Genomic DNA, 13,458 nt, shown 5'->3' with positions numbered 1-13,458 from the left:
GGGACGTACGCCCCCCGCGGGACTAGTGTTCGGCCGCCTTCTCGGCGCCCGCCCCGGTCAGGGAGCGGACCTCGATCTCGGCGTACTTCTCCTTGTTGAACTCCTTGCTGAGGACGGTCCCGAGGAAGCCGCACACGAAGCCGATCGGGATGGAGAGGATGCCGGGGTTGCTGAGCGGGAACCAGCTCCAGTCGTGGTCGGTGAACAGGGCCTTCTCCGAGCCGGACACGACCGGGGAGAACGCCACGAGGAAGATCGCCGAGCCGAGTCCGCCGTAGATGGCGGAGGTGGCGCCGGCGGTGTTGAACCGCTTCCAGAACAGGCTGTAGAGGATCGCGGGCAGGTTCCCGGACGCGGCGACCGCGAACGCGAGGGCGACGAGGAACGCGACGTTGAGGCGCTGCGCGTAGATGCCGAGCACGATGGAGACGGCGCCGATCACGAAGGCGGAGATGCGGGCGACCCGGACCTCGTCCCGCTCGGTGGCCTTGCCCTTGCGGAACACGTGCGCGTACAGGTCGTGCGAGAAGGACGAGGACGAGGCGAGGGTCAGGCCGGACACGACCGCGAGGATCGTCGCGAACGCGACCGCCGCGATGACCGCGAGCAGGATCGTGCCGCCGGCGGAGCCGAAGACGATCTCACCGATGCGCTCGGCGAGCTGCGGTGCCGCCGTGTTGCCGGCCGCGTTGACCTCGGAGATCTCCTTGGACCCGACGAGCGCGGCGGCGCCGAAGCCGAGGACCAGGGTGAACAGGTAGAACACCCCGATGAGGCCGATGCCCCACATGACCGACTTGCGGGCATCGCGGGAGGTGGGGACGGTGTAGAAGCGGATCAGGATGTGCGGCAGCCCGGCGGTGCCGAGGACGAGCGCGAGGCCCAGGCTGATCAGGTCGAGCTTGCCGGTGAGGCCGGACTCCTCGGTGGCGTAGCGCTGGCCGGGCTCCAGGAACTTGTCGCCCTTGCCGCTCTGCTCGGCGGCGTCCTTCAGCAGCGAGGAGAGGTTGAAGCCGAACTTGCCGAGCACCAGCAGGGTGATCAGGGCCGCGCCGGTCATCAGCAGGACGGCCTTGACGATCTGCACCCAGGTGGTGCCCTTCATCCCGCCGAACACCACATAGATGATCATCAGGACGCCGACCAGCGCGATCGTCGCGCCCTTGGCGAAGTCGCTGGTGAAGCCGAACAGCAGCGAGACCAGCGCGCCCGCGCCGACCATCTGCGCCAGCAGGTAGAAGATCGACACGACGATGGTGGAGACGCCGGCGGCGGTCCGCACCGGGCGCGGGCTCATCCGGAAGGCGAGGACGTCCGCCATCGTGAACCGGCCGGAGTTGCGCAGCAGCTCCGCGACCAGCAGCAGTGCCACCAGCCAGGCGACGAGGAACCCGATCGAGTACAGGAAGCCGTCGTAGCCGTAGAGCGCGATGAGCCCGGCGATGCCGAGGAACGACGCGGCGGACATGTAGTCGCCGCCGATCGCCAGGCCGTTCTGCGCACCGGTGAAGGAGCGTCCGCCGGCGTAGAAGTCGGTGGCGCTCTTGGTGTTGCGGCTCGCCCACACGGTGATCCCGAGGGTGGCGGCCACGAACACGACGAAAAGGATGATCGACAGGGTCTCGTTGCTCATCGTGCCTCCTCCGCGGGCTCGGTGACCTGCGCGTTCTCGGCCTCGATCTCGCCGCGGATCTTGTCGGCCATCGGGTCGAACCGGCGCTCGGCGTGCCGGGAGTACAGGTACGCGATGCCGAAGGTGGAGACGAACTGCAGCAGCCCGAAGACCAGGGCGACGTTGATGGAACCGAACAGCTCGTGCCCCATGAAGCCGCGCGCCCACCCGGACATGACGACGTAGAGCAGGTACCAGCTGAGGAACGCGGCGGTCATGGGGAATGCGAATCGGCGGAATCTGCGTCGGAGTTCCTGGAACTCCTCGGTGCCCTGGAACCGTTCATAGACGGTGCCGGCGGTTTTCTTGTCGATGGACACGACCGCCCCTCCTCTTGTGTGACGCCAATCACGCGCCACCGTAAAGACCCAGCTCGGAGGGGACGAGGGGTCGGCGGCACGGCTGCGGTCAGGTGCCGTCCATCGTCGCCGGGGTGCGGAGCCCGTCGCCGAACGGTCAGTCTGGCGCGACGAACGGTCAGACCCGGCGGGGCCGCCAGGTACCGCGATCGACGTTGAGCGACTCCGGAGTGTGCAGGCGCACCATCATGCGGGCGACGCCCTTCGGCACCCGGCGCTGCGTGCACAGCGACACGATGATCATGACGGCGAACGCGATCGGGACCGTCCAGGCGGCGGGCTGGGCGAGCAGGGCGCCGGCGAGCCCGGACGGCGGCCCGGCGGCGATCGTCACGATCACGGCGGAGCCGGCCAGCACGCCGCCCGTGCTGAGCCCCGCGAGCGCGCCCGGGACGGTGAGCCGCCGCCACCAGACGCCGAGGACGAGCAGCGGGCAGAACGTGGACGCGGCGACGGCGAACGCGAGCCCCACCACGTCCGCGACGGCGAGGGAGCGGGCCGCGATCGCCAGGGCCAGCGGGACGACGAGCGCGAGCAGCGTCGCGACCCGGAACGAGCGGACCCCGCCGCGCAGGATGTCCTGGGCCAGCACCCCGGCGACGGACACGGTGATGCCGGACGACGTCGACAGGAAGGCCGCGACCGCGCCGCCCGTCACCAGCGCGCCGAGGAGGTCGCCGCCGAGCCCGCCGATCAGCCGCCCCGGCAGGGTGAGGACGACGGCGTCCGCCCGCCCGGTCATCAGCAGTTCGGGGGTGTAGAGGCGTCCGAGCACCCCGTACAGCGCCGGCAGCAGGTAGAACGCGCCGAGCAGCGACAGCACCATCACGGTCGTGCGGCGCGCCGCCCGCCCGTCGGGGTTGGTGTAGAAGCGGACGAGGACGTGCGGCAGCCCCATCGTCCCGAGGAACGTCGCGAGGATCAGCGAATACGTCGCGTACAGCGAATGCTCGCGCCCGTCGAGCGGCATCGCCCATTCCCGGTCGGTGGTGACGGGGCGCCCGCTGACGTGCGGCACATCGGCCCCGGCGGGGAAGGTGATGGAGGTGTCCTGGGAGAAGCGGTGCGGGCCGGGGTTCAGGGTCAGCGCGGCGCCGGGGTACTCGCGCCCGTCGACCCGTCCGTCCACCGTGACCTGCACGGGAGCGGTGACGTTCACCGTGACGGCGACGCCGACCGCGACCGTCGTCCGGTCGGCGAACCGCGGCGGGACGTCCGACGACAGGCCGGGCGCGCCGTCGCCCCGCCACGCCAGCAGCAGGAAGACGAGCGGGACGGCCAGCGCCGTCAGCTTCATCCAGTACTGGAACGCCTGCACCAGAGTGACGCTGCGCATGCCCCCGCCCAGCACGTTCACGGCGACGACGACCGCGATCAGCACGCCGCCCGTCCACACGGGGGCGCCCGTCACCGTCCGCAGCACGAGCCCGGCGCTCTGGAACTGGGGCAGCAGGTAGAGCCAGCTGATCAGGACGACGAAGACGCTGGCGACGCGCCGCACCGCCATCGACTCCAGCCGCGCCTCGGCGAAGTCGGGCAGCGTGTAGGCCCCGGACCGCCGCAGCGGCGCCGAGACCAGCACGAGCAGGACGAGGTACCCGCCCGTCCAGCCGACCGGAAGCCACAGCATGTCGGCGCCGTAGGCCAGGATCAGCCCGGCGATGCCCAGGAAGGAGGCCGCCGACAGGTACTCGCCGCCGATGGCGGACGCGTTCCGCAGCGGCGTGACCGTCCGGGACGCGACATAGAAGTCGGACGTGGTCCGCGAGATCCGCACGCCGAGCACACCGATGAGCACGGTCGCGACGACGACGAGCAGGACCCCGGCCAGCCCGTAGGCGGCGTTCACGGCCGGTCCTCGGCCCGGTCGACGAGGTCGGCGAAGTCGTCCTCGTTGCGCTCCGCCATCCGGACGTACCACCACCCGCACACCACGAACCACGGGTAGATCAGCGCGCCGAGCACCACCCACGGCAGCGGCAGCCCGAGCAGCTCCCGCTCGCGGATCTCGGGGACCATCGCGAACAGCAGCGGCAGCCCGAGCACCACGACCGCCAGCACCAGGCACAGCCGGAGGGCGAGCCGCAGCTGGGTGCGCAGCAGCGACCGCATGTACGCCTCACCGAGCCCGGTCTGCTCGTCGATCTCGCGGGTCACCGGGTAGCGGGGCCGCCGGACCGTCCTGGTCCGCGGCCCGGTCACCAGCGTCCGGCCGGGCGCGATCTCCCGCGGCCGCTCCCCGGTGCTCAGGGCGCCCGCCTCGCCCGCCGCACCAGCAGGTCGCGCAGCTCCCGCACGTGCCGCCGCGCCACCGGCAGCTCGGCGCCGCCGACGACGATCGTGCAGCGCCCCGAGTCGAGCCGCAGCTCCTCGATCGCCGACAGCGCGACCAGATGGCTGCGGTGCACCCGGACGAACCCGGCACCGCTCCACCGCTCGCTCAGCGAGTTCAGCGGGATGCGCACGAGGTGGCTGCCGCCGGAGGTGTGCAGCCGCGCGTAGTCGCCCTGCGCCTCCACGTACAGCACCTCGGCCGGCGTGACGAACCGGGTCACTCCGCCCAGCTCGACGGGCATGGGCTCCGGCTCCGCGGGCGCGGCGCTCGCGCCGATGTCGGCCCACCCGGCCTCTTCCGCCGCCTCGGTCACCCGGGTGATCGCGAGGCCGAGCCGCTCCGGGCGCACCGGCTTCAGGATGTAGTCGGTCGCCTTGATCTCGAACGCGTCGACGGCGTGCCCCTCGTAGGCGGTGACGAAGACGATCTGCGGGGCGCGGGCGAATTGGGCGAGGACGCGGCCGAGCACGGTGCCGTCCAGGCCGGGCATGCGGATGTCGAGGAAGACCGCGGCGACGGGACGCCCGTCCGCGAGGGCCCGGTCGAGCTTGCGCAGCGCCGCCGCACCGTCCCGCGCCGTGTGGATCTCGCCGATCCGCGGATCGGCGCGCAGCAGGTGGACGAGGTCGTCCAGTGCGGGCGCCTCGTCGTCCACCGCGAGGACACGCAGGCCCACCGCATCGTCCCTTCCCCGTACCGTCCGCCACATTTCAGTCAACGGAGCAGGGACAAGTCAAGAGGCCGTCACTCCGGGCCGGTACTTCGGAACGCGCACGATGACCTTCGTCCCGGCGCCCGGCCCCGTCTCGACGGCCAGCCCGTACTCGCCGCCGTACACCTGCCGGAGCCGCTCGTCGACGTTGGCGAGCCCGATCCCGGCCTCGTCGGACGGCGTCCGCCGCTCCCCCGCCAGCAGCCGCCGGACCTCGTCCGGGTCCATGCCGATGCCGTCGTCCTCGACGCTGATGACGCAGTCGGACCCGGCGTCCTCCGCGATGATCGTGATGAGCCCCGGCTCCGACCGGTCCTGCAGCCCGTGCCGGACGGCGTTCTCCACGAGCGGCTGCAGGCACAGGAACGGAACCGCCACGGGCAGCACCTCGGGCGCGATCCGCAGCGTCACCCGCAGCTCCTCGCCGAACCGGGCCCGCTGCAAGAGCAGGTACCGGTCGATCGACCGCAGCTCCTCGGCGAGCGTCGTGAAGTCCCCGTGCCGCCGGAACGAGTACCGCGTGAACCCGGCGAACTCCAGCAGCAGCTCCCGCGCCCGCTCCGGATCCGACCGGACGAACGAGGCGATGGTGGTCAGCGAGTTGTAGATGAAGTGCGGCGAGATCTGCGCCCGCAGCGCCCGCATCTCCGCCTCCATCAGCAGCGCCCGCGAATGGTCCAGCTCGGCGAGCTCCAACTGGGAGTCGACCCATTGCGCGACCTCCTCGGCCGCCCGGATGAGCCCGGCGGGGACGTCCTCCGCGTACGCCGCCAGCGCCCCGACGACCCGGTCGTCGGTGGCGAGCGGGACGACCACGACCCGCCGGATGGGGCAGTCGATCCGGTCGCAGGCCACATCGTGGACCTGCGTGCGCCCGTTCCCCAGCGTGACCCCGGCGTGCGCGAGCCCCTCGGCCGCGTGGTGGCCGTGCTCCCCGTCCCAGGCCAGCAGCCGCTCGCCATCGGTGATCGCGAGCGCCCGGCAGTCGAGCAGCGCCCGCAGATGCCGGGCCGCCTTCTGCGCGCCCTGCTCGGTCAGCCCGGCCCGGAACGCCGGCGCGGCCCGCGACGCGGTGTGCAGCATCTCGAACGTCGCCCGCCGCGCGGGCCCGCCGAGGTCACCGCCCCGCCCCTGCCTGCGCCACCACAGCAGAGCGGGAACCCACGTCACCACAAGGGCCGCGACCACGGCGACGACCACGTCCATCCGGCAAACCTATGCCCGCCCGTCCCCGTTCCGGGAGGTCGTCGCGCTCGGTCAGTAACCATCTTCCCGGCGCGGGCGGGCGCCCGGCCGGATTCGGTCCGGGCCGGGCGCCGCTCGGCGGTTCAGTGCAGGTCCAGGTCGTCGGCCAGGTTGTCGTAGTGCAGGTCGGCGTCGCCGAAGGAGAGGGATGCCGCTGCCGCGTGTTCGGAGAACAGGTGCAGGTCGTGCTCGTGGGTGAAGCCGATGGCGCCGTGGACCTGGTGGCCCAGCGCGCACACCCGTTCGTACGCCTCGCTCACCCAGGCCTTGGCCATCGCCACTTCCTGCGCCGCCTCCCGGTCCGCCGACAGGAGCCAGACGGCCTCGTAGGCGAGGAAGCGCGAGCCGAGCACGTCGATGGCCATGTCCGCGCAGTGGTGCTGGACGGCCTGGAACGACCCGATCGCGCGGCCGAACTGCTCGCGCTCGGTCGCGTACTGGACGGTCATGTCCAGGACGTGCTGCGCCGCGCCCACCATCTCGGCGCAGGTCGCGGCGGCCCCGAACAGGGAGACCGCGTCGGCGGCCTCCCGGCCGAGGGTGTCGAGCGCCCGGACGCCGTCCAGGTCCACATGGCACGGGCGGTCGGCGCCGATCGTGTCGAGCGGGTGCAGCGTGGCGTCCGAGGCGTCCACCCAGAAGGCGTGCGGCTCGCCGTCGAGCCGGGCCACCACCAGGATGTTCTCCGCAGAGGCCGCGTACGGCACGAACGTCGCCGTGCCGTTGAGGACGAACGCCTCGCCGTCCCGCGAAGCCGCCGGCCCCTCATCGGGACGGTCCCAGGCGAGCGGCGCGGCCGTCACGACCCGGCCGTTCGCGATCGCGTCGAGCCAGCGCCCCTTCTGCTCGGACGTCCCGAACCGGGCGACCGGCATGCCGCAGCAGGCCACCGACGCCAGCAGGGGGCTCGGCACCTGGGCGTATCCGAGCTGCTCGAACAGCAGGCACACGTCCAGGAAGTCGCCGCCCACGCCGCCGTGCTCCGCGGGGAAGGCGAGGCCCGTCCAGCCGAGTTCGACCATCTCCTTCCACAGCGCGGCGGAGTAGCCGGCCGGGTCGCCGTCCAGCGCCCGCGCCCCGGCGGTGGCCGCCCGGGAGGCCAGGACCTCCCGGGCCGTGGAGGCGATCAGTTCCTGGTCCTCGGTCAGGCTCAGGTCCATCGCGGCGGCACCTTGTCGGAGCGGACCCACACGCCCGGCCGTTCCTCCCAGAACAGCTGGACCAGGACGCCGCCGGTCTTCTTCGGATGGATGAACGTGTGCTTCCAGGCGGCGCCGTCGGTGACGCCCTCCTCGTCGTCGAAGGTCGGCGTGTCGTGGTGCTCGCACGCGGCCATCGCCGCGTCCCAGTCGGCGACTTCGAACGTGACGTGGTGGGCGCCCGGCCCGCCCTTGCCGAGGAACCGCTCGATGAACGAGTCCTCGCCGCGCGGCATGATCACCTCCCAGCAGATCGCCGATCCGGGGATGTTCAGCACGAGGTCGGCCATGTCGGGATGCTCGTCGTCGGCGGTACGCCACACCTGCACGAACCCCGCGAGGTCGTGGTACCAGCGGGCCAGCTCGTCCCGGTCGGGGAACGCCTGGCAGATGTGGTCGAGCGCCACGATTCCGAGGGACGGCCCGTCCGGGGAACCGCTCACCGGGACGGAGGCGGCGGGCGAATCGCCGCACATGTCCAGGCTGCCCGGCCCGCGGAGCCGCCACAGGACGCCCGGCCCGTGCGAGGGCGGGCTCAGTGACGCCTCCAGCCAGCGTCCCCGCGCCCCGTCGGTCGCCTTGATGCCGCGCACCTCCAGCTCCGCCTGGACGGCCTCCAGGTCGGGCACCTCGGCGCCCACATGGTGCAGCCCGGGACGCCCGCCGTGCTCGTCCAGCCATGTCCGCAGCGGCGAGTCATCCCCGGAAGGCGAGCCGGCCGGGGAGACGACCTCCCACGCCTGCCCCCGGCTGCCGGGGATCTCCAGCCGGGCGCCGCGCACGCCCTCCTCCGGGTCGTCCCAGCCCCGGACGCGCCGGAACCCGAACAGCCCCTCCAGCAGCGCGACCTGCGCGTCGAGGTCGGGGGCCACCTGCGCGACATGGTCGATCCGATAGATCTGCACGAGTCCTCCTAGCCCTAGCTCGGGTGCGGCTCGATCCAGTCGTAGCCGTAGGTGACGAGTTCCTTGACGAGGCGCAGGTTGTAGCGGTTCATCGCGGCGACGCGCTCGGCCAGCTCGCCGATCCGCTTGTCGAACTCGTCCGCCGGGTACACGTCGTTGACCAGGCCCAGCTGCAGCGCGCGGTCGGCGCCGATGCGGGCTCCGGTGAACAGCAGCTCCTTGGCGCGGGCCTTGCCGATCCGCTCCGGCAGCCGCTTCACCCCGCCCCAGCCGGGCGCGGACCCGCCGAACTCGGGCTGGTCCGGGTCGCCGTCCTCGGTCATCTTCGGCCGGTACGGCGGACGCGCCGACAGCGTGATCTCGACGAGTCCCATCTTCGCGTCGTCGGAGGCGATGATGAAGTCGGCGGCGAGCGCCAGCTCCAGGCCGCCGCCGACCGCGTACCCGTGCACGGCCGCGATCACCGGCACCGACAGCCGCTCCATCATCGCGAACGTCTTCTCGCCGAGCCGGCCCTGCTCGATGCGTTCGCGCGGCGTCAGCTTCTCCGACCAGGCCAGGTCCATCCCGGCGCAGAACGCGCGCTCGCCGGCGCCGCGCAGCACCACCACGCAGACGTCCTCGTCGTCGTCGACGCGCGTGAAGATGTCGCGCAGCTCCGTCATCGTCGTCGGTGTCAGCGCGTTGAGCTTGTCCGGCCGGTTCAGCGTCAGCCAGGCGACTCGCTCCTCGATCCGAAAGTCGACGGTCTCGTAGGCGTTCTCGTCGGGCATACGGGTTCGCTCCTCCTCGTGTCCAGGTGGCTTCAGCGGGGCAGGTTCAGGCCCCGGGTGGCGATGACGTTGCGCTGGATCTCGGTCGTGCCGCCCAGGAAGGTGGACGCCACCGAGTCGCGGCGCATGTGGGTGAACGCGGCGCCGAGCGGCGCGTCCGCGCGCGCCCAGAGCGCGGCGGACCGCCCGAAGGCGCGGGCGCCCGTGCGGGCCAGCCGCTGGTGCAGCTCGGCGCCGAACAGCTGGTTGATGGACGCCTCGAAGTCGGGTTCGTCCCCCGCCGCCTGCCGCGACACCGTGTAGCGGGCCAGGTTGTACAGGACGCGGATCTCGGTCCGCCGGCGGGCGATCTCCTGCCGGATCGACGGCGTGTTCCGCGCGAACCGGCGCCCCTCCGGGGAGCGCAGGTAGGCGACCAGTTCGGCGAGGGCCTGCTCGTACTTGATCGTGGCGCCGATCCCCGCCCGCTCGAACCCGAGCGCGGACATCGCCACGTACCAGCCGCGGTTCTCCTCCCCCACCCGGTTCGCCACCGGCACCCGGACGCCCTCGAAGAAGATCTCGCAGAACGGCTCGGCGCCCCGGATGTCGGTGATGGGGCGGACGGTCACGCCCGGCGCGTTCGCCTCGATGAGCAGGAACGTGATGCCCCGGTGCGGCTTCTCGGCGGCGGGGTCGGTGCGGACCAGGACGAACAGCCAGTCGGCGTACTGGCCGAGGGACGTCCACACCTTCTGGCCGTCCACGATGTAGACGTCCCCGTCCCGGACGGCCCGCGTCCGCAGCGAGGCCAGGTCGGAGCCCGAGCCCGGTTCGGAGAAACCCTGCGCCCAGGTCGCGTGCCCCGAGGCGATCGGCGGAAGGTGCGCGGCCTTCTGCTCCTCGGTGCCGTGCACCAGCAGCGTCGGGCCGAGGAGGAACGCGCCGATGCCGTTCACGGTCGGCACCCGCGCCCGCATCATCTCCTCATGGAGGACGAACTCCTCCAGCGGCGACAGGCCGGCGCCGCCGTACTCCTGCGGCCAGTGCGGCGCGATCCAGCCGCGCTCGGCCAGCGCCGCCGCCCACGCCCGCGCGCCCTCGCGCCGTCCCGGATCGTCCGCGACCCGGTCGACGGGCCAGTTGTAGCCCGCGACGTCCTCGGGCTCGAGGCTCTGCTCCTCGTCCCCGGCCGGGCGGTAGGACGCGGGGAACCGCTCCGCGATGAACGCCCGGACCTCCTCCCGGAAGGCCGCCTGCTCCGGCGTGTCGTCCCAGTTCACCGGCCACCCGCCTCCCGGTCCCAGGTCGTCTCCGTGATCCCGGACTCGCCCTGCGCGCGCAGCCTGTACTTGGCGACCTTGTCGGTCGGGGTGCGCGGCAGCGCGTCCACGAACTCGACGTAGCGCGGCACCATCGCGCGCGGGAGCCGCTCCTCGCAGTAGGCGACGAGCTCCGCCGGGTCGAGCCCGGTGTCCGGTTGCACGACGATCGACACCTTGATGTCCTCGTCCTCCAGCTCCGAGGGCACGCCGATCGCGGCGCACTCCAGCACCGCCGGATGCTGGTTGATCTCCGTCTCCAGGTCGAAGGCGGAGATGTTCTCACCGCGCCGGCGGATGGCGTCCTTCATCCGGTCGAGGAAGAAGAAGTACCCGTCGTCATCACGCCATACCCGGTCTCCGGTGTGGAACCACATGTTCCGGAAGCAATGCGTGGTCGCCTCCCAGTTGCCGTAGTAGCCGGTCGTCAGGACGAACGGCTGCTTCGGCCGCAGCACCAGCTCGCCGGGCTCGCCCGGCCCGACCTCGCGGTCCTGCTCGTCCACGACCGCGACGTGGAAGCGCTCCTCGTGCGCCCGCCCGCACGACCCGACCCGCCACTCCCCGTACGGGCTGCCGGTCGCGATGCCCGCCTCGGTGCTCGTGTACGTCTCCACCGACCGGACGCCGAACCGCTCCCGCATCGGTTCGTCGAGGTTCGATTTGCCCATGTAGAACGTCTCCAGCCGGTGGTCGCGGTCCCGCGACGTCGGCGGCCGGTTCAGCAGGATCGGGATCATCGAGAACACGCTCATGCAGACCTGGGCGTCGAAGCGGCGCACGTCGTCCCAGAACCGGGACGCGCTGAACCGCTCGACGAGCGCGATCGAGCCGCCGCCCAGCAGCGCCGACAGCATGCCGTCCCACAGGGCCGCCGCGTGGAAGAGCGGCAGCGGGCAGTAGATCGTCTTGCCCCACCGGTCGAGGAAGTCGAGGGAGTCGTAGGCGCAGGTCAGCGCCAGCGCGTGCGGGACCATGGCGCCCTTGGACGGCCCGGTCGTCCCGGACGTGTACATGATCGCCTGGAGGTCGCCGAACCCGACCTCCACCTGCACCGCGCCGCCCTCGTCCGGCAGGGAGGCCAGGTCCCGCGCGGGCTTGCCCAGCCGGTCGAGCAGGACGCCGGCCCCGGCGGCGTCCCGCACCAGGACGCCGCGGAGCTTCGGCAGCCGCTCCGCGATGTCCGCGACCCGCTCCGCGTACGGCCCGTCGATGATCAGCCAGCCGGAGTCGGAGCTGTCCAGGACGTGCCGCAGCAGCTCGCCCTTGTAGGCGATGTTCACCGGCACGGCGACCGCGCCGAGCCGCGCCAGCGCGAACACGAGGTGGACGAAGTCGGCGCAGTTGGGCAGCATCACGCCGACGTGGTCGCCGCGCCCGATGCCGGCCCCGGCCAGGGAGCGGGCCAGCCGGTCGGCGGCGGCGTCGACCTCGCCGTAGGTGACCTCGCCGTCCCGGAACTTGAGGAACGTCTGCCTTCGATGGACCTGGGCCTGTGACCGGAGGACGTCCCCGAGGACGAAGCTCTCCAGCGTCTCCTTGCGCATCCGGACCCTCCGCTGTCGCTGCATGCGTGCGTCGTCGGTGGCTGGGCTGGGCGGCTAGATGGCGGCGGCACGGAATCGGCTGGGAGCGATCCGTAACCGGACAATGTCATAAATAGAGGAACACGAAACGCCATACACGGCAACAGTGGCGAAACAGGAACAAAGTGGTTCTAAGAGTGATCTATTGGGACATCAGGCATTCAGTGTGACTCGGACCACACCTACCCGCCTCGGCGTTTCGGACACGCGCCGCGCCGCTTTCGCGGCACCCGGCATTGGCGTGGAGTGCCAACGATCGGCGCCCAGGATCGGCGGATGTCACCGGCATCGCTCGCGATCGGCGGGCCTATCGTTCTCCCGTCCCCCTGCGGAAGGAACGGGTGCGCCATGCAGAGTCCACAGCCGCGCTGGTGTTCGTGCCGGGTCCCGGTCCGATGGCGAGCCAGTTGACGTCCTCCCCCGGCTGAAGGCGGGGGATTCCAGCCCGTCCCCTACGCAGGCAGGAGAGCAGGCTGGGGTTCGCGGTTCTCCGGCCCGCCCGGCGGCGTGCCTCCCCGCGCGGCCACCGTGCGTCCCACGGCGGTGTCTTTGATGTTGCAGGCGGCGTCTCGGATGTTGCGTGCGGCGTTGACGTCGGCGTTGGCCCGGTGCCCGCAGGCCGTGCACCGGAACACCGCTTGGCTCTCACGGTTGTCCGGTGCGCGGTACCCGCAGGCATTACAGGTCTGCGAGGTGTAGCGCGGGTCGACCTTGACGACCCGTCCGGGCGCCTTGTGCTCCAGCCGGGTCACCAGGTGTCCCCACCCGGCGGCCAGGATGCCCCGGTTGAGCCCGGCCTTCTGCCGGACATTGACGCCGGGGACGTCGATGGTGCCTTTGGCGGACCGGGTCATGCCCCGCACGTTCAAGTCCTCGACCGCGATGACGTCGAAGCGGCGCGCCAAATCGGTCGAGGTCTTCTCCACCCAGTCCTTGCGGCGGTCGGCCTCACGCGCCTTCAGCCGCGCTATGGCGGCCTTGGCCCGGGCACGCCGGTTGGATCCCCGTTTCGCGCGGGCCAGGCGCCGCAGCAGCCGCTTCAGGCGCTCGGTCTCACCCGGCGTCAAGCCCGGCACGGTGCAGGTCTGGCCGGTGGACAGCGCAGCCGACACCGCCACACCCCGGTCCACCCCGACCACCTCACCATTGCCCGGCGCGGGAACCGGGTCGGGGATCGCGGCGAATGCGACATGCCAGCGACCGGCACGGTCGCGGGTCACCCGGAACGACCTCACGTCCGGCGGGACGGGACGGGACCAGCGGAACCGCACCCACCCCACCTTGGGGAGGCGCACCGCACCCGTGCGGCGCGACAACCGCCGCACCTCCCACGCCCGGCCCCACACCCCCACGATCCGGAAGCCCTCATGC

At 71.9% G+C, this 13,458-nt stretch carries 12 protein-coding genes; all 12 read right to left on the bottom strand.

The features are described 5' to 3' along the window. Positions 1–22: 22 nt before the first annotated feature. Entirely contained in the window at positions 23–1,633 is a 1,611-nt protein-coding gene (locus tag E1284_RS30875) for a solute symporter family protein (protein WP_131943682.1), read from the bottom strand. Next, complete coding sequence (locus E1284_RS30870) at positions 1,630–1,992, bottom strand: DUF485 domain-containing protein (protein WP_165965492.1); 363 nt, start codon at positions 1,990–1,992, stop codon at positions 1,630–1,632. The genes E1284_RS30875 and E1284_RS30870 overlap by 4 nt, the downstream gene beginning before the upstream one ends. 157 nt (positions 1,993–2,149) lie before the next feature. Further along, positions 2,150–3,880 (bottom strand): sodium/solute symporter, encoded by a 1,731-nt coding sequence (locus tag E1284_RS30865; protein WP_131943681.1) that lies wholly within the window; start codon positions 3,878–3,880, stop codon positions 2,150–2,152. Continuing rightward, positions 3,877–4,233, bottom strand: coding sequence for a DUF485 domain-containing protein (locus E1284_RS30860; protein WP_243714848.1), 357 nt, complete (start codon positions 4,231–4,233; stop codon positions 3,877–3,879). The genes E1284_RS30865 and E1284_RS30860 overlap by 4 nt, the downstream gene beginning before the upstream one ends. A gap of 44 nt (positions 4,234–4,277) precedes the next feature. Further along, on the bottom strand, positions 4,278–5,042 hold the full coding sequence (locus tag E1284_RS30855) for a LytR/AlgR family response regulator transcription factor (protein WP_243714847.1): 765 nt from the start codon (positions 5,040–5,042) through the stop codon (positions 4,278–4,280). Between the two features lie 57 nt (positions 5,043–5,099). Continuing rightward, a complete protein-coding gene (locus tag E1284_RS30850) occupies positions 5,100–6,284 on the bottom strand; it encodes a sensor histidine kinase (protein ID WP_131943679.1) in 1,185 nt (394 codons plus the stop codon). Positions 6,285–6,406: 122 nt separating this feature from the next. Continuing rightward, positions 6,407–7,483 carry an acyl-CoA dehydrogenase family protein gene (locus tag E1284_RS30845; protein ID WP_131943678.1) on the bottom strand — a complete coding sequence of 359 codons (1,077 nt, stop codon included), beginning with the start codon at positions 7,481–7,483 and terminating at the stop codon, positions 6,407–6,409. After that, a complete protein-coding gene (locus E1284_RS30840; RefSeq protein WP_131943677.1) occupies positions 7,474–8,427 on the bottom strand; it encodes a VOC family protein in 954 nt (317 codons plus the stop codon). Before E1284_RS30840 ends, E1284_RS30845 begins: the two co-directional genes overlap by 10 nt. 14 nt (positions 8,428–8,441) lie before the next feature. After that, positions 8,442–9,200 carry an enoyl-CoA hydratase/isomerase family protein gene (locus E1284_RS30835; protein WP_131943676.1) on the bottom strand — a complete coding sequence of 253 codons (759 nt, stop codon included), beginning with the start codon at positions 9,198–9,200 and terminating at the stop codon, positions 8,442–8,444. Between the two features lie 32 nt (positions 9,201–9,232). Continuing rightward, positions 9,233–10,462, bottom strand: a complete 1,230-nt coding sequence (locus E1284_RS30830) for an acyl-CoA dehydrogenase family protein (protein ID WP_131943675.1) — start codon at positions 10,460–10,462, stop codon at positions 9,233–9,235. Next, positions 10,459–12,048, bottom strand: coding sequence for an AMP-binding protein (locus tag E1284_RS30825; protein WP_131943674.1), 1,590 nt, complete (start codon positions 12,046–12,048; stop codon positions 10,459–10,461). Before E1284_RS30825 ends, E1284_RS30830 begins: the two co-directional genes overlap by 4 nt. Positions 12,049–12,539: 491 nt before the next feature. Continuing rightward, a partial coding sequence (locus tag E1284_RS30820) for an RNA-guided endonuclease InsQ/TnpB family protein (RefSeq protein ID WP_131943673.1) occupies positions 12,540–13,458 on the bottom strand: 919 nt, incomplete at its 5' end.

It is taken from the genome of Actinomadura bangladeshensis (assembly GCF_004348335.1).
GTDB classification, from domain to species: Bacteria; Actinomycetota; Actinomycetes; order Streptosporangiales; family Streptosporangiaceae; genus Spirillospora; species Spirillospora bangladeshensis.
Note: the sequence above shows the minus strand (reverse complement) of the source record. Positions and strands in the feature narration are given on the sequence as shown.

Bases quoted from the DNA above. Each gene is read 5' to 3' on its own strand.
- E1284_RS30825 (WP_131943674.1), bottom strand. From the start codon at position 12,048: ATGCGCAAGGAGACGCTGGAGAGCTTCGTCCTCGGGGACGTCCTCCGG.
- E1284_RS30845 (WP_131943678.1), bottom strand. From the start codon at position 7,483: ATGGACCTGAGCCTGACCGAGGACCAGGAACTGATCGCCTCCACGGCC.
- E1284_RS30850 (WP_131943679.1), bottom strand. From the start codon at position 6,284: ATGGACGTGGTCGTCGCCGTGGTCGCGGCCCTTGTGGTGACGTGGGTT.
- E1284_RS30835 (WP_131943676.1), bottom strand. From the start codon at position 9,200: ATGCCCGACGAGAACGCCTACGAGACCGTCGACTTTCGGATCGAGGAG.
- E1284_RS30875 (WP_131943682.1), bottom strand. From the start codon at position 1,633: ATGAGCAACGAGACCCTGTCGATCATCCTTTTCGTCGTGTTCGTGGCC.